Below are 22,203 nucleotides of genomic sequence, written 5' to 3' on the forward strand. Positions count from 1 at the left end.
CGCGGTGCTCGTCGCGGCCTGCCAGATCCCGGCGTCGGTCGATGCTCCGGACCCGGCGATCCTGGCCGCGGCCGTGCGGGAGGCCGCCGGCCGCGGAGCCCGGTTGGTGGTGCTGCCCGAGCTGGCCGCGTGCGGGTACGTGTTCCGTGACGCGGCGGAGGCGCGGGCCGCGGCCGAACCGACGACCGGGCCGACGGTGACGCTGCTGCGGGAGCTGTCGGCCGAGCTGGGCTGCGTCCTGGTCGCAGGGTTCGCCGAGCTGGGCGACGACGGGCAGGTCCACAACTCCGTCGCCCTCACCGACGGCGGCGGGCTCGTTGCCGTCTACCGCAAGGTGCACCTGTGGGGGAGCGAGCCCGACCTCTTCCGCGCCGGTGACGCCCGGCCCGCCGTCGTCGACACCTCGGCCGGGCGGATCGGCCTGCTGATCTGCTACGACCTGGAGTTCCCGGAGTGGGCGCGCCTCGCCGCCGAGGCCGGTGCCGAGATCCTCGCCGTGCCCGTCAACTGGCCGCTGCTGCCGCGGCCAGCGGGGGTGCCGGCGCTCGAGACGGTCAAGGCGCAGGCCGCGGCCGGCACCTACCGCGTGCACGTCGTGGTCGCCGACCGGTGCGGGAGCGAGCGCGGGGTGGACTGGGTCGGGGGCAGCCTGGTGTGCGGCGCGGACGGCTACCTGCTCGCCGGTCCGGCCACCGCTCCCGGGAGTGTCGCGGGTCCGGCCGTGCTCGTGGCGGACCTCGACCCGGTGGCGGCCCGGGACAAGGCGGTCGGCCCCCGCAACCATGCGGTCCACGACCGGCGGCCGGAGCTGTACTGACGTCGTTCCGGTCCAGCGCCCACGTGGTGGGACTTCTCAGCGTGGCATTCACCGCGCCGATGGTGGCGGCGGGGCGGGCGGTGGAGACCCGCCGCGACGGCGGTCTCGTCGACGAACCGTGGGCCGAGCGGTTCGTCGACGCCGCCGGGAAACCGGAGCAGCCCTGGCCGCACCACCCGCGGCGACGACGTCGACGCCTTCTGGTCGCTGATGCCCACCTACCACGGCGTTCGCTCGCGCTAATTCGACACGGCGCTCGCTGCGGCGGCGGAGCGCGGGATCGACCAGGTCGTGCTGCTCGCGGCCGGCCTCGACCCCCGCGCCGTCCGGCTGTCCTGGGCCGCCGGCGCCACCGTCTACGAGGTGGACCTCGCCGCGGTCCTCGCGTTCGAGGACGGGTGCCGGTCGAGCACGGCGCGGCACCGACCTGTGACCGCCGTGTGGTGGGCGTCGGCCGGAAGCGGCTGACGGATCGCGCGGTTCGAGGCGGAACGCCCGATATCGTCGGTGCTCGCCGGTACACTTTCGAACATGCGAGCGACACGGGAACGAGCAGGTGAGGCAGTCGACGACGTCACCGCCGCGCTGCTCGCCGGGCTCGCCGCTCTGACCGCACATGCCACTTCACCCGCCCCGGGGAGCAGCACGACGCGGATCGATCGGATCGCCGTTCTCGAACAGATCCGGTCCGCGCTCGCCGCCGCCCAGCACGCCGAGATGGTCGCCTTCGGCCGCCAGCAGGTGGAGGAGCAGATCGCGCTGGTCGAGGCCGACCGCCTGGATCCTGTGGCGCTGGGGCGGGGGATCGCCGACCAGATCGCGTTCGCCTGCAAGGTGTCGCCGTTCCACGGATCACGCCGGCTCGGGATCGCCCGAGCCCTGGACCGCGACCTGCCCGCAGTCGGTGCCCTGCTCGCCGCAGGGCGGATCAGCGAACAGATCGCCGAGATCGTCGTGTCGCAGACCTCCCACCTCGATCCCGCGAAGCGGCGGCTGGTGGACAAGCAGCTCGCCGCAACCGGGCTGGAGAACCTGTCACTACGGCGGGCCGAGAGTCTGGTCAAGCGATGCGCCTACGACGCCGACCGGGCCGGGTACGTCGCCCGTGGTCGTACCGCGCGGAAGGACCGCCGGGTCGGGTTGCGGCCGGCCCCGGACACGATGAGCGTGCTGTCGGGGTTCCTGCCCGTCGAGCAGGGCGTCGCCTGTCTCGCCGTGTTGGGCGCGCACGCCGACACCGTCCTCGCCGCCGGGGACAGCCGTACGCGGGATCAGGTCATGGCCGACACCCTGATCGAACGGATCACCGGTCAGGCCACCGCCGCGGATGTGAACGTCGAGGTCGGCATCGTGATGCCCCTCGAATCGCTGCTCGACCCCGACGACGGCGGCAGTGCGGAGATCGTCGGGCACGGCCCCGTCCCGGCCGCCATCGCCCACGATCTGCTGGCCTCCACCGAGGGCAAGCTCTGGTGGCGGCGGCTGTTCACCGCCCCCGCAGGCGGGTCACTCGTGGGCTGCGACCCGCGCCGACGCCGGTTCGACGGCGTCCTGGCCCACCTGATCACCGTTCGGGACGGCGGACGGTGCCGCGATCCGTTCTGCGACGCCCCGATCCGGCATCTCGACCACATCGACCGCCGCCGAGCGGGCGGCCCGACCAGCTTCGTCAACGGACGCGGGACCTGCGCCCGCGGGAACTACGTGCGGGAGATGCCCGGCTGGCGGGTCGAGGTCATCGACGACGGGCTCGGGGAACGACCACACACCGTGCGCACCACCACCCCGACCGGCCACACCTACGACAGCTCCGCCGGACCGGCGCCGTAGAGCCTTGTGCCAACCACGGGGTCAGGCCCCCGACAGACTGGACTGCCGTCGAGGCAAGGGCCCGGCCCTGCGCGCCCCATGCCGAACGCCCTGCTGTCGTGGCGGTGGGTGCCTCGGAGCAGGTCAGTCGCTGTCATGAGCGGTGTTGTCGATCGAGTGTCGGGCGAGGTCGGTGTCGCCGTCGATGCTGATGCCGGTGGCGTCGCGGTCGGCGAGTGGGAGCCGGCGGGTCAGCAGCAGTGATGCGGCGGGTCCCGGTCAGCCGTCACATCGGCCGGACCCGCTCCTCGGGCAGCTGTGTGGGGTCGGTGATGCGCCGGCCTACGTGGCCGACCCGGTCGGGTGACGGTCCGCTTCGGGGCAGTCGGCACGGCGGCGTCCGGGCCGGCCGCGACGGCTGCTTCGGCCAGACGCCGCGTGTGGTCGCCGATCGCTCGCCGGGCGACATCGGTGTTCAGCTTGGGGCGTCGGAGGTCCTTCCGTCGGTTCCTTCTGCCATGACTGACCCGACGTGCCGGCCGAACTCGTCGGCGACCTCCTTCAGCTCTGGGCGTCCAGTACGCAGAACTCGTTGCCGGAGGGGTCGAGAAACAGGAGCCACGGGTGCTCCGGCGGGTTGGCGAGGTGGGTGGCTCCGAGGCCCACGATGCGCTCGACGACGTCGTCGTCCCCGGGGTTCCGGCGCACGTCGAGGTGCAGGCGGCTCTTGCGGTTCTTGGGCTCGGCCTCCCGGCGCAGCTCGAGTCGTGGGCCGACCCCGGTGGGATGGCGGAGCGTGGCGTTCCCCTCCGGTATCCAGCCGGTGACCGACGACCAGAAGGCGGCGTCCCGGTCCGGATCGGCGCTGTCGAGCCGCAGGGCGGCGATCGGCCCGGTCCCGCTGTGCTCGACCACGCGGAAGGCGTTGCCTTCCGGATCGGTGTCGTCGACCAGGTCGGGGCCACCGGCGAGATCGAGACGGAGCCGGGCCGGTGGGGCCGCCGGCGCGGTCACGCGCGGGAAGCACAGGTCGAGGAAGACGTCGTCGGAGAGCTGCAGCCGCGCCTCGACGAGGTCCGGCTCGTCCGTGATCACCTCCGCACCGAGCGCGGCGGCCCAGAACCCGCCGAGCCGGTGGGGGTCGCGGGCGTCCCACACGACGTTCTCGAGCCGCATGCCCGTCATCGCCTCGCGTCCTTCCAGCTGTCGACGACCGTCCGGACCAGGTCGTCGGTCACGCCGGCCGTGGTGTCGACGTGCAGGTCGTAGGGACCGTGCTCCCCCTCGCCGGGCGTGCGGTCGCCGCGGGCGGCCTCCCGGCGGTCGATCTCCGCGAGGTCGCAGTGGACCGCCACCCAGAACACGTCGAACCCGCTGAGCAGCTCGTCGAGCTGGGCCCGCCACCCGGCGAACTCGACGACGTGCTCGACGATCAGGTCGTTGCCGGCGGCGGCCATGGCGGGGATGCACCGGTGGAAGCCGTCGAAGAAGCGTGGCCGCATCTGCCCGACCCACGGATGAGGCCCCTCCGTGTCGCGACGCCCCGGAAGGCTTCTCGCCTCGATCAGCAGGTCCCCGCTGAGCAGCAGGAACGGGATGTCCAGTGTGTCCTGGAGACGCCGGGCCAGGGTGGACTTCCCGGAGCTCGACGCCCCGTTGAGCAGGATCACCCGGCCGGACGACGGAGTTCTCACCCGCCCAGTGTCTCAGCCGGTGACGCTGGGCAGCCCGTTCTCCAGGTGGCCGGCGAACCGCCGCACCCAGGACGGGTGCCCGGCCCGGGTGGCGGTGATGTCGTACCAGCCGTGGTCGTGGTCGAACGGCTGGTAGGTGTGGGTGCGCGTGGCGCCCGCCGGCACGGTCAGGGTTCCGCCGGTGAGCGTCAGCGTGGCCGACGCCGTCCCGGTGTTGGTGGCGCTCAACCGGAGCACGGGACGGCTCCGGGGGCCGGTGACCGTGACGGCCACCTCCACCCCGGCGCCCGACGCGTCGCCCGCCGCGGTGCGCAGGAACCCGTTGGGGCCGTGGACGGTCACGTCGTAGGCGCCGGGGACGAGCGGGACGGTCGCCGTGGTGGTACCGCCGGGCGCGACGTCGACGTGCTGGGGCGCACCGGTGCCCGGGTACACGGCGAGCTGCAGCGCGGCGCTCCCGTGGTTGGCCGCCGCCACGGTGACCTGCGCGCCGACCGTCAGGTTCGCCTCCGGCTGGTAGGGCAGCGGCCGGGCGGGCGCGGTGCCCGGATCCTGCACGGGCGCCACCTGGGTGGCGGGCGGCGTCGACGCGGGAAGCGTCTTCTGGGTGCGGTCGGCCTCGGCCCGCAGCGCGGCGGTGTCGGGCAGCACCGGGACCGACGTCACCCGGTGGGAGAAGTCGAAGCAGCTGGTCAGGTCGCCGCACAGCGCGCGGCGCCAGGCCGAGATGTTGGTCTCCCGGATGCCGGTCCAGGTCTCGAGGAACCGCAGCACCGAGGTGTGGTCGGCCACCTGCGAGTTCACGAACCCGCCGCGGCTCCACGGCGACACCACCGTCATCGGCACGCGCGGGCCGAGCCCGACCGGCACCAGCGGTCCCGACGCGGGCGGCAGGCCGCGGAACGCCGGCTGCACCGCGGGCAGGTACTCCTGCGGCGTCCCGGGCGGCGGCACCGGCGGCGGCACGTGGTCGTAGAAGCCGTCGTTCTCGTCGTAGTTGAGGAACACGACGGTGGAGTCCCGCAGCTCCTGGTTGCCCCAGATGCCGTTCAGGACGGCCTGGACGTACGCCGCGCCGTCGACGGGACGGCCCGCGGGGTGCTCGGAGTACAGGTACGGCGCCACCACCCAGGACACGGTGGGCAGCGAGCCGGTGGCGCAGTCGCCGAGGAACTGCGCCAGCACGTGGTCGATGTTCCTGCCCTGCCCGGAGTCGGGCTTCCAGGCGGTGCGCAGGCTCGCGCGGTCGGCGAGCCGGCGGACCTTCGGGTCCGTGGACGCCAGCGCGTCGTGGTAGGCCTGGAACAGCCACAGCGGGTTGTCGCCGTAGTCGCCGACGTAGCCGTGGGCACCGTCGTCGCCGACCTCGTCGTCGGCGTACACCTGCCAGCGGACGCCGGCCTTCTCGAGTCGTTCCGGGTAGGTGGTCCAGGTGAAGACGGGCACGTAGTCGACCGGGTTGTCGGTGGCCGGGCCGCCCGCCCTGCCGTCGGGGTCGATCGTGCCGGTCCAGTGGAACAGCCGGTTGGGCGTGGTCGCGCCCTGGATCGAGCAGAAGTAGTGGTCGCAGATGGTGAACGCCGACGCCAGCGCCCGCTGGAACGGGATGTCGGAGGCGGTGAAGTAGCCCATCGTGGCCTCGGACTTGGCGGCGACCCACCGGTCGTTGCGCCCGCCGTTGATCGCGAGGTGGGTGGTGTCCCAGTCGTGCGGGAGGTCGGAGAGGTCCTGCCCGTCGACCTTGGTGGTGTCGACGTGGAACGGGAGGAGGTGGCCGCGGGCCGGGTCGACCTGCTGGAAGACCCCGCGCAGCGCGGCCCGGTCACCGAATCCGCGGACGCCCGCCATCGTGCCGAAGTAGTGGTCGAACGAGCGGTTCTCCTGCATGAGGATCACGACGTGCTCGACGTCGTCGAGGTGGCCGGCGGTGGGCGCACCGGCCCAGGCCTCCTCGATGCCGAGCAGGGGTGCGGCTGCGGCGGCGCCGAGCACACCTCCGAGGAACCGGCGGCGGGCGAGGTCGCTCATGATCACCGATTGTGTGCGGCCCACCCGGCCGGATGAGTGTCGTCCCGGTGAACCGTTGCTGAGCGTTCGGGATCAGCTGTTGTAGTGCCGCAGCGTCGGCCACAGCTGCGACCACGGCGCCATCGGCTCCCGGCAGACCCAGATCGTGCCGCCCTGCTCCTCGTTGTCCACCCCGACGCCGTTGTCGACGGTGCCGGCCGGGCGGACGTCACGGAACAGGGCGTCGAGCTTCGCGCGGTCCTGCACGCCGATCGTGATCAGCGTGGTGGTGCCCTCGGGCGGGCCGCCCCACGTCCAGTAGCTGTTGTGGGCGCTGACCGGCTGCCCGAGGCCGTAGGGCGCGCCGAGCAGCTCGATCGCCCCGGCCTCGCCGTAGTTGGCCGTGAACACCACGGGCTTCTCCCCGGCGGGCAGCGTGTCGCGGACGGCGGCGACCTGTTCGACGAGCTCGGGCCAGCCGATCGAGTCCGCCAGCACGGGGTTGATCGACGTGAAGGGCAGGTAGCGCTGCACCGTCACCGGCAGTACGGGCAGTGCACCGGGCAGGATGATCACCGCGGCGACGACGGCCGCGACGGGGCTCCACCGGAACCGCTGCGCCGCCACGGCACCCGCGGCGAACAGCGGCACGTACATCGGCAGCAGGTAGTACGAGCGGCCGCCGACCACGGCGAGCAGCACCAGCAGCACCACGTACATCCAGGCCAGCGGGCGGAACGTGCCCGAGCGCCACAGCCACCACAGCCCGGCAACCCACACGGGCGCGAGCAGCGGGTTCATCGTCAGGACCTGCATGGGCAGGAACAGCAGCGTGGAGGTGAGCCCGCCCTGGTCCTCGCTGATCGTGCCGGCGACCTGGAACATCGGCCAGCCGTTGACGGCCTGCCAGACCAGGTTGGGCGCGACGATCAGCACCGCGAGCAGGCCGCCGGCGTACGGCCACGGGGAGCGCAGCCAGCTCCTGCGCGTCGGGCTCAGCAGGACCGCCACCACCAGCGCGACCGCCAGCAGCACCAGCGTGTCCTTGTTCCACAGCCCGAGCCCCGCGACGGCGCCGAAGCCGAGCCACCAGCGCGGGTCCGCGCCGCCCAGCAGCTTCACCAGGACGAACAGGCAGCCGGCCCAGGCGAGCTGGTCGAAGGCGGTGGGGCCGTAGAGGTGGAACAGCGACAACCCGATCGTCGAGGTGCCCGCGCAGATGCCGGCCGTCAGCTGGGCGGTGGTGCGGCCGCCGAAGGCGTGGGCCAGCAGTGCGGCGATCACGACGACGCCGGCCCCGGCGAGCGCGGGCCACAGCCGCAGGCCCACCACCGAGTCGCCGAACAGCATCCGCGACAACCATCCGACGGCCGGGGTGAACGGCTGCTCGCTGACGAACCCCCAGGCCAGCCGCTTCGACTCGGCCAGGAAGTAGAGCTCGTCGCGGTGGTAGCCGTAACCGGCGGCGAACGCGAGGTGCAGGGCCACGGTGGCCGCGGCGATCGCGAGGACGGGGCCGCGGCGCCAGGTCTCGGTGGGGCGCAGGGTGGTGGTGGTCATGACCGGAATCGTCGCTCCGGAGGGGGGCGCGCCACCTCCTCCTGCGGGCGAGACCTGACCTCACCCCACGGGGGGAACGGCCCCGCAGTCGTAGGCCAGCACGATGGCCGCCGCGCGGTCGCGGGCGCCCAGCTTGGTGAAGATCCCGCGCACGTGCGTCTTCACCGTGGCCTCGCTGACGTGCAGCGATGCCGCGATCTCTGGGTTGGTGGCGCCGCGGGCCATCCGGACCAGCACGTCGCGCTCGCGGTCGGTGAGCGCGTCGAGAAGCCCCGCGTCGCGGCGGGCCGGGGCCGCCCGGCGGTAGGCCGACAGCACGCGGGGTGCCACGGCCGGGTCGAACCACGCGCCGCCGCCGGCCACCGCGCGGGCCGCGGCGAGGAGGTCGGCCGCGCTCGCGTCCTTGAGCACGAACCCCGACGCGCCCGCGTCGATGGCGCCCCAGAGCACGTCGTCGTCGTCGAAGGTGGTGAGCACGAGGACGGGCGGGGCGTCGGCCGTGGCCCGGACGGCGCGGGTGGCGTCGATGCCGTTCATGCGCGGCATCCGCACGTCGGTCAGCACGAGGTCGACGACCAGCGCGGGCAGCCCGGCCACGAGCTCGGCGCCGTCGGCGAACTCCGCCACCACCGCGAACCCGTCCTCGGGATCGAGGATGCGCGCCAGGCCGGCGCGCACGAGGGCCTGGTCGTCGACGATCACGGTCCTGATCACGTGGCCCCCCGCGCGGGGATCCGCCCGCGCACGCGCCAGCCGTGCGGGGTCGGGGCGGCCGTCAGCTCCCCGCCCGCCAGCTCCGCCCGTTCGCGCATCCCGACGAGACCGTAGCGCGGGCGGTCGTCGTCGGCGCGGGGCGTGACCGGGCCGGAGCTGGTCACGTCGAACGCGACGTCGTCGGGCCCGATCGTCACGGCCACGGCCGTGTCGGCCCGGGGTGCGTGCCGGAGGGCGTTGGTGAGCGACTCCTGCACGATCCGGTGCACGGCCAGCGCCTGCCCGTCGTCGACCGCAGCGGGGTCGCCGGTGATCGTGTGCCGCACCGCCAGACCCTGCTCCCGCACGTCGCGGACCAGATCGGCGAGGCCGTCGAGCCCCGGCGCCGGTGCGGCCTCGGACGCGTTGCGCAGCAGCGACATCGTCCGGCGCAGCTCGGCCATGCTCGCCCGCCCCGCCGTCTCGGCCGCGGCCAGCGCCTCGTCGGCGGCGTCGGGGTTGCGGCGCAGCACGTGCCGGGCGCCGGTGATCTGTAGCAGGACGGCGGCGAGGCCGTGGCCGACGAGGTCGTGGACGTCGCGGGCGATCCGCTGCCGCTCCTCCGTGACGACGCGCGCGGCCAGCTCCCGCTGCGCCGCCTCCAGCCGGGCGAGCAGCTCGAACTGCCGCCGGACGAGCCGGCCGAGCACCCAGGGGAAGACGATGCCGAGCACCCAGATCCAGTAGCTGAAGCTCTCCTGCGGCGGCATGAGCAGCCGGGCGACCAGGGGCGAGGCCGCTCCGAGCACCCCCACCGCCACCGCGACCGGCGTCGACCGCTCGAACCATGCCACCCCCGTGGCCAGCATCGACACCAGGAACAGCGCGGGCTCGAACTGCCCCGACCGCGCCGCCGCCACGACGGGCACGACCACACCCACCGCCACGACGGCGGACGGCAGCCGCGGCAGGGCCACCCACAGCCCGATGACCACCACCGCGAGCGCGACCAGGGCGAGGCCCGCGGCCGAACCCGGGTCGGAGACGGCGGCGAGCACCCCGATCAGGACGGCGAGCACGGCCACCCCGGCCCGCACGCCGGGCGACGGGTCAGCGGTCACCACGGCAGTCTGGGGGGTCAGTAGTGGATCGCGCCACGGCTGCCGCCGCCCGTCGCCACCGCGTCGCCGGTGATCGACACGCTGCGGGGCGAGCAGAGGAAGACCACGACGTCGGCCACCTCCTGCGCCGTGACGACGTGGTTGATGCTCGTGCCCGCGGCGAAGCGGGCCTCGACCGCCTCGGGCGTGCCGCCCTCCTGCTCCGCGAGCGCGGCGAACACGGCGGGGGAGCGCTCGGTGATCACCAGGCCGGGGTGCACGACCGTCACGTTCACCCCCGACGGGCCGAGCTCGTCGGCGAGGTTCTTGGTGAGCGCGGCGACGGCCACGTTGCGGATCGACCCGACGATCGACGTGGCCAGGCGCGCGTTGAGGCCGCTGATGTTGACGATCCGGCCCCAGCCCTGTGCCGTCATGTGCGGGGCGACGGCGCGGCAGCAGCGCAGGTAGCCCAGCACCTTCGTCTCGAGGTGGGCGCGCAGCTCGTCGTCGGTGAGGTCGGCGAGCGCCGGGGCCGGTCCGCCGCCGGGCTTCGCGGCGCCGTTGACGAGGATGTCGACGCCCCCGAACCCGGCGACGACGTGCTCGACCATCGCGCGCACCGCGGCGTCGTCGGTGGTGTCGGCGACGACGGGGATCGCACCGCCACCCACCTGCTCCGCTGCCGCGGTGAGCGCCGCGAGGTCCCGCCCGACGAGCGCGACCCGCACGCCCTCGGCGGCGAGGGTGGTGGCGACGGCGAGCCCGATGCCCCGCGCCGCCCCGGTGACGACGGCGCGCTTGCCACCCAACTGGAGATCCATGACGTCCAGCCTAGGCGCGGCGCACCGGGGTGGTCCTGGCTCTAGGCTCCGCGCGGTGCGGAACCCGATCCGATGAGCGAGCCTGCGAGCCAATCACCGGTGCGGCGCGACCAGGTCCGGATCACCCCCGTGGACGGGCGCGCCTGGGTCAGCCGCAGGTCTACCGCCCGATGTTCGGTTCCTACGGCCTGGCGCCGGCGTCGCTCGGGGTGGCGTTCGTGAGCCAGGCGGGCATCGACTCGGGCCTGGCCGAACGCCTGAGGATCCGGCGGCGCCTGAGCGCGGTGCGCAACGCGCGGAACCTGACGAAGGCGGATCTGGTGCTGAACACGGCTTCGCCGCAGGTCCGGGTGGCGCCGGACAGCCTGGAGGTGGAGATCGACGGACGAGCGGTGGATCTCCCGCCAGCAGAGGTCCTGCCACTCACGAACCGCTACTTCCTCTGACGACGGATCAGCGCGGGGGGCGGCCCGGCGACGCGTTGAGGTCCGCCAGGAACTCCGCGATCACCCGCAGTTCCTCCGCGCTCCTGCTCGCCATCACGGCCATGGTGTGCTCGCCGTGCGCCGCGTACTCCTGCGTCAGCTTCGCCATGCCCTCGGGCACCGGGGTGACCAGGACCTTGCGGCGGTCGCCCGCGTCGCGGACCCGGTGGACGAAGCCACCCTTCTCCAGCCGGTCGATCACGCCCGTGACCGTGCCGGTGGTCAGGCCCGTCTGCTCGGCGAGCTGGCCGGGGGTCAGCGGCCCGTTGAGGTTCAGGAGGCTCACGAACTGCAGGTCGCTCGCGCCCATCCCCACCCTCTGCGCGACGGCGGTGTTGTGCACGACCACGCCCGCGATGAAGCGCAGCACCGACTCCATGATCTCGCCACGCAGATCGTCCCCGTCGGGCATCGGACCTCCTTGACATTATCTCGTGATGCCAAGACACTCGGTTCAACGAGATACTTGCTCGTGCGAGTGAGTCTACCGAGGAGGAGACGTGACGACAGCACTGGTGATCGGGGCGGGGATCGCGGGGCCGGTCGCGGCCATGGCCCTGCAGAAGGCCGGCATCCACGCCCGGATGTTCGAGGGCCACCCGACCGGGGCCGACGAGGTCGGTTCCTGGCTCACGTTGCAGGCCAACGGGATCGACGCGCTGGCCGCCGTGGACGCCCAGCACGTCGTCACCGGGGTGGGGTTCCCGCAGCCGTCGATGCGCTTCTTCAGCGGCACGGGGAAGGCGCTGGGCCGGATGTCGAACGGGGTGCCGCTGGCCGACGGCACGCCGACGCAGATGATGCCCCGGGCCGAGCTCTACCGCGTCCTGCGCGACGAGGCCGTGGCCCGCGGCGCGTCGATCAGCTACGGGAGGCAGCTGGTGGACGCCACCACCACGGGGACGCGGGTGACGGCCGCGTTCGCCGACGGCGGCACCGCGGAGGGCGACCTCCTCATCGGCTGCGACGGCATCCGCTCGCGGGTGCGGCAGATCATCGACCCGGCCGCCCCCGCCGCGCGCTACGTCCCGGTGCTCAACATCGGTGGTGTCGTGTCGGGCGTGCCGGTGAACGCCCCGGTGGGGGAGTTCCAGATGGTGTTCGGGAAGCGCTGCTTCTGGGCCTACGTCGCCGTTCCCGACGGCCGGGTCGCCTGGTTCGCCAACCCGCCCCGTGCCGACGAGCCCACCGGGGCCGAGCTCGCCGCGATGACCGACGCCGACTGGCGCACCTGGCTCCTCGACCTGACCGCCGCCGACGACCGCGGCCCCTTCCCGGAGATCATCCGCGCGGCACCGGGTCCGCTGGTCGGCTGGGCCACCTACGACATGCCGACCGTGCCCACCTGGCACCGCGACAACATGGTCATCATCGGTGACGCGGCCCACGCCACGTCACCGGCGGCGGGCCAGGGTGCGGCGATGGCGCTGGAGGATGCGGTGCTGCTGCCGCGTTTCCTGCGCGACGCGCCGGACGTCGCCACCGCGTTCCGGCTGTTCGAGGAGCTGCGCCGCGACCGCGTGGAGAAGATCGTCCAGTACGGGGCGCGGTCGAGCCACAGCAAGGCCGCGGGACCGGTCGGGCGCATCATCCGCGACGCCGCCATGCCGCTGTTCATGCGGATGGCGGCGAAGCAGAACACCCGGTGGCTGCACTCCCACCACATCGACTGGGACGAGCCGGCGCTGATCAGGCGTTGAGGGTCTCCGCGATCACCGCGTCGATGGCCTCCTGGTCCTCGGGGCGCAGGCAGAACATGCCGAAGTGGCCCATCGGGGTCTCGATCTCCCGGTACCGCCCGTCGGGGATCCGCTCCGCGTCGGCCCGGCAGTCCTCCGGCGGGAAGAACAGGTCCTCGGAGAAGGGGACGACGAAGAACTTCGCGGTAATGGCCCCCAGCGAGTCGGCGACGTCGCCCGAACGCCACTTCCGGTTCTGCGTCAGCAGGTTGTTGGGGTCCATCGGGGCGAAGTAGCCGCGGATGAAGCCCTGCCGGAAATCGTCGGCGGAGACGAAGCCCAGGCCGCGCCACAGCTCGTCGCGCCAGAACGCCGACGACAGCCCCATCAACGAGAACGAGACGGCGAGCCGGCGCAGACCGACGTGCACCTGCGCCGAGTCGTCGTAGAAGCCGCCCTTGAACTCGGGATCGGAGGTCAGCAGCTCGGTGTGGGTGTCGATGAAGATCTGGTTGTGCACGGGCGTGCGCGCGGTGCCGGCGAAGGCGGCGGCGCGGGGCACCATGTCCGGGTACTGCACGGCCCAGCCGTAGGTCTGCTGCGCGCCCATCGACCAGCCCATCACGGCGTGCAGCCTCTCGATGCCGAAGTGCTCGGTGACGAGCCTGTGCTGCGCGGTGACGTCGTCGGCGATCGCGATCGGCGGGAACTGGCCGCGGTCGAACGGCGGTGGGGTGTTGGAGGGGCTGGAGGAGAAGCCGCCGCCGAACTGGCCCGGGAAGATCACGAAGTACGTCGCGGGATCGAGCGGGCGGCCCTCGCCCACGAAGGTCTCCATCGACGCCGACGTCCCGCTGAACATGTGCGGGAACAGCACCGCGTTGTCCTTCGCGGCGTTGAGTGTGCCGAGCGTCTTGTAGGCCAGCCGGGCGTTCGGCAGCGTGTAGCCCGTCGTCAGCGGGAACCCGCCGAGGTCGAAGTACTCGTGCTTGCCGTGAACGTCGTCGGAGTAGTAGCCGGACATCGTCGTCCTCCTCGTGCGCGGAGCGCCACTACCGGGCGGGGTCGACGGCCACCGGTTCCCGGTGGGCCTCGTGGTGGTTGGCGTTCTTCGGCGTGGCCAGTACCGCCTTCGTCTTCTCGTCCAGCGCCGCGTCGGAGAGGGCGCCGTTGCCCGCGAGAACGGTCTCCAGCGCCTCCAGCCAGTGCTCGTAGTACGACCACGGCTCGGCGCCGTCACCGTCCTCCCACTTCTTGATCGAGTCGATCAGCGAGAGCTGGAACTCCGACCACTCGTACTGACCGTTGTGGTAGGCCGCCACGGCCATCGCGAACGCGCGGACCTCCCACGGCTCGTTGAACGCCCGCTGCTCGCCCGGGCCGACGAGCGACTCGACGCGGCGCCGGGCGTCGCCCAGCTCGGTGGCGTCCTGCCGGAACGCCATCAGGCGGCCTTCACCGGGCCGACGCCGATCATCGAGTCGCGCGTGACGAGCGCGGCGAGCGCCTTCTCGTCCAGTCCCTCGGTGCCGGCGGGGCGCTGGGGCAGCACCCAGTAGCGCATCTCCGACGAGGAGTCCCAGACGCGGACCTCGACCGAGTCGGGCACGTCGAAGCCGAAGTCCTCGCGCAGCACCTTGCGCGGCTCGCGGACGATGCGCGAGCGGAACTCCGGGCCCTTGTACCAGTTCGGGGGCAGCCCGAGCACCGGCCACGGGTAGCACGAGCACAGGGTGCAGGTGATGACGTTGTGCACGGTGTCGGTGTTCTCGACCACCACCATGTCCTCGCCCTGCAGGCCGCCGATGCCCAGCTCGGCGCACGCGTCGGTGGCGTTGGCGACGAGGCGGGCCTTGAACTCCGGGTCGGCCCACGCCTTGGCGACCACGGACGCGCCCAGCTGCGGGCCGACCTCGTTCTCGTAGATCTCGACGAGCCGGTCGATCGCCGTGGTCGTCATGATCCCCTTCTCGATCATGATGGCCTCGAGGGCCTTGACGCGGGCCGCGATCTCCTCGGGGGTGCGGACGATGGAGGAACTCATGTCAGGCTGCCTTCTCGGAGGTGGTGGCGGGGACGATGTAGGGCTCCCAGACGTCGAAGTAGACGACGCCGTTGGGCTCGGCGGCTTCGGAGCCCCAGAGCTCCTCGTTCGTGAACTTGACCGTGTAGACGTGCTCGGGGGCGTCGTCACCGCCGTTGCCGGCGCTGTCGGGGTAGATCATCGTGCCGTGGGCCATCTCGACGACGCCGGTCTTGCCGCGGATGTAGCGGGCCTTGCGGGTGTGGCCGTGCGGGCTGTCGTCGACGACGGTGACGAGGTCGCCGACGGCGAACTTCGCGACCTTGTCCGACGGGCGGCCGGCGGGCGCGCCCGACTTGACCACGCCGTCGACGAACGCCAGCAGGTCGGGGTCCTCGCGCTCGGGCATCGGGGCGTCGGGGTTCTCGAGGAAGAACTGCATCCGCTTGTCGATCTCGGCCTCGTCGAGCACACCCTTGGCGACGCCGTAGTGCTCGACGGCGTGGGCCCAGTGGTCGTAGTAGGGGGAGAGCAGGTAGGCCGCGGGGTGCATCTGCTCGATGCCGTAGCGGAAGGCGTCGACACCGAAGAACCCGGCGCGGAAGCACATCGAGAACATCGCGAAGGCGGCCTTCTCCCACTCCTCGTGGTAGACGGGCTCGGACTCGGGTACGGGGACCGGTCCCAGTCCGTCGGTGCCGCCCAGGTCGTGCACGCCGTTCATGCCTGGCTCCCTGCGGTGGATGCAACAGAAGGCGTCGGGAAGCCCCCGACCGCCTGCTCGAACGTGTGCGCCACGCGCAGCACGGTCGCGTCGTCGAACTGCTTACCGATGATCATCATTCCGGTCGGGAGACCGTTCACCAGGCCGGCGGGCACCGAGCAGGCCGGGTGACCGGTGACGTCCGTGACACAGGTGTTGGTGATCATCTCGAGCGCGCGCGGGATGGTCTCCTCGCGCGGCGCGTCGGGCTTGGGGATGAGCGTGGCCTGCAGCGGCAGCGTCGGCATCACCAGCACGTCGAACCGCGACAGCGCCTCGTCGTAGGCCTTGCGCAGCTCGATGGCCAGGTTCTGCGCCATCGCGTAGTGCTTGCCCCGGTAGCGGTTGATCGCGGCGCCGCCGGTGAGCAGCACCAGCTTGACCGTCTCGGAGAACTGGCTGCCGTCGGAACGCCACTTGTTGCCGTAGTACTCGATGATCTCGGGGTCGTAGAGGCCCTTCCAGTTCATCCCGTAGCCGTTGAGGTCGACCATCTGCACGGCCGGCCCCTCGACGGCGATGACGTCCCAGATCTTGGCGCCGTGCAGGTGCCAGGGGACGGAGATCTCCTCGGCGGTGAGCCCGGCGCCGGTCAGGGTGTCGACGGCGGCGCGCACGGCGTCGTTGACGCCCTGCTCGGCGTTGGCCTGCGCGAAGCCCTCGCTGACGACGCCGATCCGCAGCCCCTCGGCGCCGCGCGCGAGCGCAGCGACGTAGTCGTCGGGCACCAGGTCGCGCGGCTGGCGGGGGTCGAGGCCGTCCGGCCCGGCGATCACGTTGAGGACCTTCGCGGCGTCGGCGACCGTGCGGGTGATCGGGCCGAGGTGGTCGATGGTGGCCTCGATCGGGAACGCGCCGGTGTAGGGCACGAGGCCCCAGGTGGGCTTGTGCCCGACGGTGCCGGTGTACGCGCTCGGGATGCGGACCGATCCGCCCTGGTCGCCACCGGTGGCGACGTCGACGATGCCGGCCATCACCAGCGCCGCGCTGCCCGAGGACGACCCGCCCGCGCTGCGCGTCTCGTCCCAGGGGTTGCGGACGGCGCCGGTGCGGGAGGTGTGCGAGCCGCCGGAGAAGCAGAGGTCCTCGCAGACGGCCTTGCCGGCGATGGTGGCGCCGGCGGCGAGCATGCGGGAGACGACCGTGGCGTCGCGCAGGGGCGTGTAGCCCTCGATGGTGGTGGAGCCGTTCATCATCGGGACACCGGCCACGGCGGTGTTGTCCTTGACCGCCACGGTCATCCCGGCGAGCGGGCCGTCCTCGGCCCCGGCGATCGAGGTGGTGACGTACCAGGCGTTGAACGGGTTGTCGGCGTCCTCGGGGCGGGTCCAGGCGCGCTCCGGCATGGTGGGTGCGGTCGCGGCGTAGAGCTCCTCGACGGCGTCCCACGAGCCGAGCAGACCGTGCACCATCGGGCTGAACGACGCGATGGCGTCGGCGTCGAGATCGAGTCCGTAGTGCGCGGCCACGGCGCTCAGAGCGGCAGCGTCCGGTGGGTCGACAGGCATGGAAGCTCCTCGCATCGGGTGGCGAGAACCTTATGGACTGCGCAGGTATCGAGTCAATGCGCGATGGCGCGTTGACATGTTGTTCACCTACCGTGGATACGCAGAGTGACCGCGAGCTCAGACGGCCCGGGCGTCCGTTGCGTCGGTGACCGTCGACTCCGCGGCGAGCTTGGCGGCGTCGAGCGAGCCCTGGAACAGCTCCTGCAGCAGCCTGATCACGTCCTGGCCGGGCCCGTCCGTGTCGACGGAGTAGTAGCGGAATCGGCCGGTGCGACGCTCGGTGATGAGGCCCGCGATGCGCAGGACGCGGAGGTGGCTGGACACGGCGGTGCGCCCGACCCGCTGGATCGCGCTCGACAGCTCACCGGCGCTGCACTCCTCGCGGGCGGCCAGCACCCCGAGGATCTCGCGGCGGACCGGGTCCGCCAGCGCGTCGAATGCCAGGTCGGCAGCCACGTTCGAATGCCCCTTCCACCCCGTGCCGACGGGTCATCGACCGTCGACATGTGCTACCGAGGGTAGCTGATGTGCACGAAGTTCCTGTAGACCGACCACGCGCAGCAGGTCCAGGGCCTGGGCCGCGGGTGTGTCCGGGGCCGCCGAGTACACGAGCAGGACCTGGTCGTCGGCGTGCACGAGCAGGGTGTCGCAGTCCAGCTCGATCGGGCCGAGCTGGGGATGGCGCAGCGTCTTGTGGTCGCTGTGGCGTTCGTCGAGGTCGCGGAGATCCCAGAGCCGCGCGAAGTCGGCGCTGTCGGCCCGCAGCTCACGGACGAGCGCGGCGAGGCCCGGATCGTCGGGGTAGCGGGCCGCCGAGCGGCGGAGGTCGGAGACCAGGGCCCGGTCGAGCCGCTCGCGCTCGGCCGGGTCGCCGCCCATCCGGCGGTCGCCGGTGAACCCCAGCCGGGCCATGTTGCGGCGGGCCAGGGGGATCGCGGACAGGTCGCCGAGCAGGGCCGCGCCCATCGGGTTCCATGCGAGCACGTCGGTCTTCGCGTCCAGCAGGACCGCCGGCAGGTCGGTGAACCGGTCCATCAGGCGCAGCACGCTCGGTCGCACCGTGCTGCGGATCCGGCCCGGCCGGGGCGGCGAACCACCGGCGAGATGGAACAGGTGGTCGCGCTCGGCGTCGTTGACGCGCAGGGCGCGGGCCAGCGCCGTCAGCACCGCGTCGGAGGGGTGGGGGCCACGACCCTGTTCGAGGCGGGTCAGGTAGTCGACGGACACACCGGCGAGCGCGGCCACCTCCTCGCGCCGCAGCCCCGGGGTGCGGCGGCGGACCCCGGCGGGCAGGCCGGCGTCGGCCGGGCGCAGCCGCTCGCGCCACGTGCGGAGTGCGGCTCCGAGCTCGGTGCGTTCCATGCCGTCCAGCATGCCGGTTCGGGAGGTGCCCATCCTGGTACAACCGGTCCCCCGCTGGACCGGGGCTGCGGCGGCGCCGCCATGCCGGCGCTGATCATGGACGCCGTGCCGGTCGGGCTCTCGGCCGCGGCCAACGGCCTCAACTCGCTGATGCGCGCGGTCGGCACCGCGCTGTCGAGCTCCGTGACGGCCGTGGTGCTCGCCGGCCTCACGGCCGGCGTGGGCTCCGCGGTCCTCCCGTCCGCGGCCGGCATCCAGGTGGCGCTGCTGATCTCCGCCGGGGCGTCGATCGTCGGGCTGGGCGTCACGTTGCTCATCCCGCGGCGGGTGGCCGCGGCGTCGGTGCCCGACGCGGCGCTCACGCCGGCGGCACCGTGAGCGCGTGCCGAACCCGGACCTCGGTCCGCCCGCCCGCCTGGTGATCGCGTGGAACGGGGGGCGGCCGATGCTCCCCGGCGGCACCGGGCGGTGACCACGTCCGCGCCGGGTGGCTGGCGACGTGGTGCGGATGCACGTCGTCAACGGCAGCGGCGAGGTGCACCCGATGCACCTGCACGGCCACCACGCCGTGGTGCTGGCCGGCAACGGGGTGGCGGCCACGGGGAGCCCGTGGTGGGTGGGCTCCCTCGACGTGGCCGACGGCGACTCCTTCGACATCGCGTTCGTGGCCGACAACCCCGGCATCGGGACGGACCACTGTCACAACCTGCCCCACGCGTCCCAGGGGCCGGTGGCGCACCTGATGTACACGGGCGTGACCGAGCCGTACCGGGTGGGGGGCGGTGCCGTGAACGCGCCGGAGCGAGCGCCGTGACAGGCTTCCCCGTCGGCGACTGACGGGGGAGCAACGTGCGCAGGATCGTCACGGTCGGGGTGGTCGCGGTCGTGGTCGCCGTGGTGATCGGGGTCGTGGTGGCCACCACGCGGGGGCCCGCACCGGCCCCGGTGGCCGCACCCGCGTTCCATCCGGCGCCCGTCACGTGGGGACCGTGCACCGACCAGGCCCTGACCGCGGCCGGTGCCCAGTGCGGCACCGTCAGGGTCCCGCTCGACCGGGCCGACCCGGCCGGGCCCACCGTCGCGCTGGCCGTGTCCCGGGTGCGCCACACCGTCCCCGACGCGAAGTACCAGGGCGTGGTGCTGGTCAACCCGGGCGGCCCGGGCGGCTCCGGGCTGGAGCAGTCGACGCTGGGTGCCTCGGTGCCGAACGGCGTCGGCGGGAGCTACGACTGGATCGGCTTCGACCCGCGCGGCGTCGGCGCGAGCAGGCCCGCGCTGAGCTGCGTGCCCACCTACGCCGGCTACGGCCGTCCCGACTACGACCCCGCGACGCCCGGCGCCCGGGACGCCTGGACGAAGCGCGTGGCCGACTACACCGCGGCGTGCGACCGCAACGGCGGCGCGCTGCTGCGGCACATGACCACCGTGGACTCCGCCACGGACATGGACAGCATCCGCCAGGCGCTGGGCGTCGAGCAGATCACCTACTACGGCTACTCGTACGGCACCTACCTCGGCCAGGTCTACGGCACGCTGTTCCCCGACCGGGTGCGGCGGATGGTGCTCGACGGCGTGGTCGACGCGCGCCACGTCTGGTACCAGGCCAACCTCGACCAGGACGTGGCCTTCGAGAAGAACATCGGGATCTTCTTCGACTGGGTCGCGAAGTACGACGGCGTCTACCACCTCGGCAACTCCGGCGACGACGTCGAGAAGCTCTACTACGCGCAGAAGGCGAAGCTGCGCACGTCGCCCGCGGGCGGGGTGGTGGGCCCGTCGGAGTGGAACGACCTGTTCCTGGCGGCCGGCTACAACGTCGGGTCCTGGGGAAGCGTGGCCACGGCGTTCGCGCGGTGGGTCACGGCGGGCGACGCGTCGGCCCTGAAGACGGTGTACGAGGGGTCCACGTCGATCGCCGACGACAACACCTACGCCGTCTACCTCGCCGTGCAGTGCACCGACGCCCCCTGGCCGCCCGACCAGGCGACCTGGACCGCCGACAACACGAAGGTCGCGGCGCAGGCGCCGTTCGAGACGTGGGGCAACGCCTGGTACAACGCGCCGTGCCGGATCTGGCCGGCGCCGGCGGGCCCGCCCGTCGCGGTCGACGGCAGCAAGGTGGCGAGCACCCTGCTCATCAGCGAGACCCTGGACGGGGCCACGCCGTTCAGCGGGGCGCTGGCCACGCGGCGGCTGTTCCCGACCGCGTCGCTCGTGGAGGGGGTGGGCGGCACGACCCACGCGGCGTCGCTGTCGGGCGACAGCTGCGTCGACGGCGCGGTGGCCGCCTACCTCGCGACCGGGGCGCTCCCCACCCGCAAGCCCGGCGACGGCTCCGACGCGCAGTGCGCGCCCTTGCCGCCGCCGACGCCGAGATGACCGGGGCTAGCCGAACGAGCCGGCCGCCACCTGCTTCGGGTCGGACCGGTCGGTGTCGTGCAGCCGGCGGACGGCGACGGCGAGGCCCGGCAGGATCGTCGCCAGCGCGTAGATGCCGCTGAGCAGGCCGAGGTTGGCGGAGAACGCGAGGCCGGCCGACCCGCTGCTGCCGGTGATGTTGCCGGTGCCGATCAGGCTGTCGACCACGGTGAGCACGATGAGGGCGATCGCGTTGAACAACGCGAACATCCAGTACTCCGTGCGACGGGCGCGTCCGCTGAAGTCGACGTACTGCCTGAGCACCTTGACGTACCAGTTCACGACGTGCCTCCTTGTCCTTGACCGTCGGCAGCCGGTGATCGGGCGGGGAGCACGGCACGGCACGGAAGCGGTGAAACAGTTGTTTCCCGGAGCCGTTACCGGAAAGTGGCCGCGGCGAGTCGTTCGGCCAGATGGCGCAGCGCCAGGGGGTAGCGGTACTCGATGCCGCCGTGCCCCGCGTCGAACAGCTCGAAGTGGGTGACGGTGGCGCCGGCCGTCTCGCACGCGTCCCGGAAGGCCTGCGCGCCGAGGTCGAGGAACCACTCGTCGCGGGTGCCCGCGTCGATCCAGATCGCCCGCATCGACCGCAGCGCCTCGGCGTGCCGCGGCGCCATCCGCACCGGGTCCCAGGCCTGCCAGCGGGCCCAGACCTCGTCGTCGAGGACGCCGGTGGCAGGGTCGATCGGGTGGTGCACGGTGCCGTCGGGGTCGGCGGAGTAGCAGGCGGCCATCGCGTAGGAGTTGAGGATGTCCCCGTCGGTGCCCTTCGACATCGCCGGCCGCGAACGGAGGTCGGCCAGGAAGTTCTCCCACGACCCGTCGTAGGACTCGCGCAGCGCTCGGACGGAGGCGGCCTCGTCGTGCAGGTAGCAGGTCTCGAAGCAGGCGTCGCCCGCGTGGGTGGCCAGCGCGCCGAACACGTCGGGGCGCAGCATCGCGTTGACCATCGCCCCGTAGCCGCCCGAGGACTTGCCCGCGATGCCGCGGTGGTCGCGGTCGGCCCGCGTCGCGTAGTGCGCGTCGACGAAGGAGACGACGTCCTCGCACAGGTACGTGGCGTAGCGGCCGGTGGCGGGGGAGTCGACGAACTGGCTGCCGCCGATCGACGTCCACGCGTCGACGTGCGCCACCAGCGCGCGGGGCACCGCCGGGTCGGCGAACAGGTCGTCGACGAGCTCGAGATAGGTCGGGCGCAGCGTCGAGCGGGCGGCCCACCGGTCCAGCTGCCCGGTGAACCCCTGGATCACGTAGATCACCGGCAGCGCCCCGGCGTCCTCGGCGCCCGGCGGCACGTAGACGGCCAGCGGGCGGACGTGCGGGTCGCCGAGGGCGTTGCCGCGCAGCGCCGGGCTGTCGATCGCGTGGACGTCGAGGCGGCCGGCGAGCGGGCGGGCCCAGGGCGGACCGATGTCGGGCGGGACGAAGGTCATTCTCCCATCGTCCGCCGTGGCATCCCGC

24 protein-coding genes and 1 pseudogene are annotated in these 22,203 nt (G+C 72.8%); 8 read left to right on the forward strand and 17 right to left on the reverse strand.

The window, feature by feature from the left end; translation table 11 throughout:
- The first annotated feature begins 4 nt into the window (after positions 1–4).
- From BGP03_RS18665 to BGP03_RS18675, 3 genes and pseudogenes are all read left to right on the forward strand, one after another.
- Complete coding sequence (locus BGP03_RS18665) at positions 5–817, forward strand: nitrilase-related carbon-nitrogen hydrolase (RefSeq protein WP_298795542.1); 813 nt, start codon at positions 5–7, stop codon at positions 815–817.
- A gap of 255 nt (positions 818–1,072) precedes the next feature.
- Positions 1,073–1,285: pseudogene (locus BGP03_RS18670) on the forward strand (class I SAM-dependent methyltransferase); the annotation flags it as partial.
- Between the two features lie 63 nt (positions 1,286–1,348).
- The gene (locus BGP03_RS18675) at positions 1,349–2,647 is read left to right on the forward strand and encodes a DUF222 domain-containing protein (RefSeq protein ID WP_299736842.1); all 1,299 of its coding nucleotides are present in this window, start codon (positions 1,349–1,351) and stop codon (positions 2,645–2,647) included.
- A gap of 540 nt (positions 2,648–3,187) precedes the next feature.
- On the opposite strand, the gene BGP03_RS18680 is transcribed toward BGP03_RS18675, so the two are convergent.
- The 7 genes from BGP03_RS18680 to BGP03_RS18710 form a co-directional block, all read right to left on the reverse strand.
- Positions 3,188–3,811 carry a VOC family protein gene (locus BGP03_RS18680; RefSeq protein WP_298795540.1) on the reverse strand — a complete coding sequence of 208 codons (624 nt, stop codon included), beginning with the start codon at positions 3,809–3,811 and terminating at the stop codon, positions 3,188–3,190.
- A complete protein-coding gene (locus BGP03_RS18685) occupies positions 3,808–4,320 on the reverse strand; it encodes an AAA family ATPase (protein ID WP_298795539.1) in 513 nt (170 codons plus the stop codon). The genes BGP03_RS18680 and BGP03_RS18685 overlap by 4 nt, the downstream gene beginning before the upstream one ends.
- Positions 4,321–4,332: 12 nt before the next feature.
- A complete protein-coding gene (locus BGP03_RS18690; protein ID WP_296371792.1) occupies positions 4,333–6,348 on the reverse strand; it encodes a phosphocholine-specific phospholipase C in 2,016 nt (671 codons plus the stop codon).
- A gap of 72 nt (positions 6,349–6,420) precedes the next feature.
- Positions 6,421–7,887, reverse strand: a complete 1,467-nt coding sequence (locus BGP03_RS18695) for a glycosyltransferase family 39 protein (RefSeq protein WP_298795538.1) — start codon at positions 7,885–7,887, stop codon at positions 6,421–6,423.
- 60 nt (positions 7,888–7,947) lie between these two features.
- Positions 7,948–8,601 carry a response regulator transcription factor gene (locus tag BGP03_RS18700; protein ID WP_296371796.1) on the reverse strand — a complete coding sequence of 218 codons (654 nt, stop codon included), beginning with the start codon at positions 8,599–8,601 and terminating at the stop codon, positions 7,948–7,950.
- On the reverse strand, positions 8,598–9,701 hold the full coding sequence (locus BGP03_RS18705; protein WP_298795537.1) for a histidine kinase: 1,104 nt from the start codon (positions 9,699–9,701) through the stop codon (positions 8,598–8,600). Before BGP03_RS18705 ends, BGP03_RS18700 begins: the two co-directional genes overlap by 4 nt.
- A gap of 17 nt (positions 9,702–9,718) precedes the next feature.
- Positions 9,719–10,504: an SDR family NAD(P)-dependent oxidoreductase gene (locus BGP03_RS18710; protein ID WP_296371800.1), complete on the reverse strand. Its 786-nt coding sequence runs from the start codon at positions 10,502–10,504 to the stop codon at positions 9,719–9,721.
- A 170-nt stretch (positions 10,505–10,674) separates the two neighbouring features.
- Here BGP03_RS18710 and BGP03_RS18715 point away from each other — a divergent pair, with 170 nt between their 5' ends.
- On the forward strand, positions 10,675–10,950 hold the full coding sequence (locus BGP03_RS18715) for a hypothetical protein (RefSeq protein ID WP_296371802.1): 276 nt from the start codon (positions 10,675–10,677) through the stop codon (positions 10,948–10,950).
- A 7-nt stretch (positions 10,951–10,957) separates the two neighbouring features.
- On the opposite strand, the gene BGP03_RS18720 is transcribed toward BGP03_RS18715, so the two are convergent.
- A complete protein-coding gene (locus BGP03_RS18720; RefSeq protein WP_296371803.1) occupies positions 10,958–11,401 on the reverse strand; it encodes a MarR family transcriptional regulator in 444 nt (147 codons plus the stop codon).
- An 88-nt stretch (positions 11,402–11,489) separates the two neighbouring features.
- Between BGP03_RS18720 and BGP03_RS18725 the strand changes: the two genes are divergently transcribed.
- Positions 11,490–12,689: an NAD(P)/FAD-dependent oxidoreductase gene (locus BGP03_RS18725; protein ID WP_296371805.1), complete on the forward strand. Its 1,200-nt coding sequence runs from the start codon at positions 11,490–11,492 to the stop codon at positions 12,687–12,689.
- On the opposite strand, the gene BGP03_RS18730 is transcribed toward BGP03_RS18725, so the two are convergent.
- The 7 genes from BGP03_RS18730 to BGP03_RS18760 all read right to left on the reverse strand — a co-directional run bounded on the left by BGP03_RS18730 (position 12,679) and on the right by BGP03_RS18760 (position 18,324).
- Positions 12,679–13,692: an alpha/beta fold hydrolase gene (locus BGP03_RS18730; RefSeq protein WP_298795535.1), complete on the reverse strand. Its 1,014-nt coding sequence runs from the start codon at positions 13,690–13,692 to the stop codon at positions 12,679–12,681. The genes BGP03_RS18725 and BGP03_RS18730 overlap by 11 nt on opposite strands.
- Before the next feature lie 28 nt (positions 13,693–13,720).
- Positions 13,721–14,113 (reverse strand): nitrile hydratase accessory protein, encoded by a 393-nt coding sequence (locus tag BGP03_RS18735; RefSeq protein ID WP_296371808.1) that lies wholly within the window; start codon positions 14,111–14,113, stop codon positions 13,721–13,723.
- Complete coding sequence (gene nthA / locus BGP03_RS18740; RefSeq protein WP_296371810.1) at positions 14,113–14,712, reverse strand: nitrile hydratase subunit alpha; 600 nt, start codon at positions 14,710–14,712, stop codon at positions 14,113–14,115. Before nthA ends, BGP03_RS18735 begins: the two co-directional genes overlap by 1 nt.
- Position 14,713: 1 nt before the next feature.
- Positions 14,714–15,415 carry a nitrile hydratase subunit beta gene (gene nthB / locus BGP03_RS18745; protein ID WP_296371812.1) on the reverse strand — a complete coding sequence of 234 codons (702 nt, stop codon included), beginning with the start codon at positions 15,413–15,415 and terminating at the stop codon, positions 14,714–14,716.
- Complete coding sequence (locus BGP03_RS18750; protein WP_296371814.1) at positions 15,412–16,962, reverse strand: amidase; 1,551 nt, start codon at positions 16,960–16,962, stop codon at positions 15,412–15,414. Before BGP03_RS18750 ends, nthB begins: the two co-directional genes overlap by 4 nt.
- Positions 16,963–17,079: 117 nt before the next feature.
- Positions 17,080–17,418: a metalloregulator ArsR/SmtB family transcription factor gene (locus BGP03_RS18755; protein ID WP_296371815.1), complete on the reverse strand. Its 339-nt coding sequence runs from the start codon at positions 17,416–17,418 to the stop codon at positions 17,080–17,082.
- A gap of 33 nt (positions 17,419–17,451) precedes the next feature.
- Positions 17,452–18,324, reverse strand: a complete 873-nt coding sequence (locus BGP03_RS18760) for a helix-turn-helix transcriptional regulator (protein ID WP_296371817.1) — start codon at positions 18,322–18,324, stop codon at positions 17,452–17,454.
- An 81-nt stretch (positions 18,325–18,405) separates the two neighbouring features.
- Between BGP03_RS18760 and BGP03_RS18765 the strand changes: the two genes are divergently transcribed.
- The 3 genes from BGP03_RS18765 (at position 18,406) to BGP03_RS18775 (ending at position 20,703) form a co-directional block, all read left to right on the forward strand.
- Complete coding sequence (locus BGP03_RS18765) at positions 18,406–18,702, forward strand: hypothetical protein (RefSeq protein WP_298795531.1); 297 nt, start codon at positions 18,406–18,408, stop codon at positions 18,700–18,702.
- A gap of 109 nt (positions 18,703–18,811) precedes the next feature.
- A complete protein-coding gene (locus tag BGP03_RS18770) occupies positions 18,812–19,138 on the forward strand; it encodes a multicopper oxidase domain-containing protein (protein WP_296371821.1) in 327 nt (108 codons plus the stop codon).
- Positions 19,139–19,173: 35 nt separating this feature from the next.
- Positions 19,174–20,703 (forward strand): alpha/beta fold hydrolase, encoded by a 1,530-nt coding sequence (locus BGP03_RS18775; RefSeq protein ID WP_363094051.1) that lies wholly within the window; start codon positions 19,174–19,176, stop codon positions 20,701–20,703.
- 6 nt (positions 20,704–20,709) lie between these two features.
- Here BGP03_RS18775 and BGP03_RS18780 read toward each other — a convergent pair whose 3' ends face one another.
- Together BGP03_RS18780 and BGP03_RS18785 are read right to left on the reverse strand one after the other, a co-directional pair.
- Complete coding sequence (locus tag BGP03_RS18780) at positions 20,710–21,024, reverse strand: DUF805 domain-containing protein (protein ID WP_298795528.1); 315 nt, start codon at positions 21,022–21,024, stop codon at positions 20,710–20,712.
- A 95-nt stretch (positions 21,025–21,119) separates the two neighbouring features.
- The gene (locus BGP03_RS18785; protein ID WP_298795526.1) at positions 21,120–22,175 is read right to left on the reverse strand and encodes an alpha/beta hydrolase-fold protein; all 1,056 of its coding nucleotides are present in this window, start codon (positions 22,173–22,175) and stop codon (positions 21,120–21,122) included.
- Positions 22,176–22,203 lie beyond the last annotated feature (28 nt).

This window comes from Pseudonocardia sp. 73-21 (assembly GCF_001899645.1).
Classification (GTDB): domain Bacteria; phylum Actinomycetota; class Actinomycetes; order Mycobacteriales; family Pseudonocardiaceae; genus Pseudonocardia.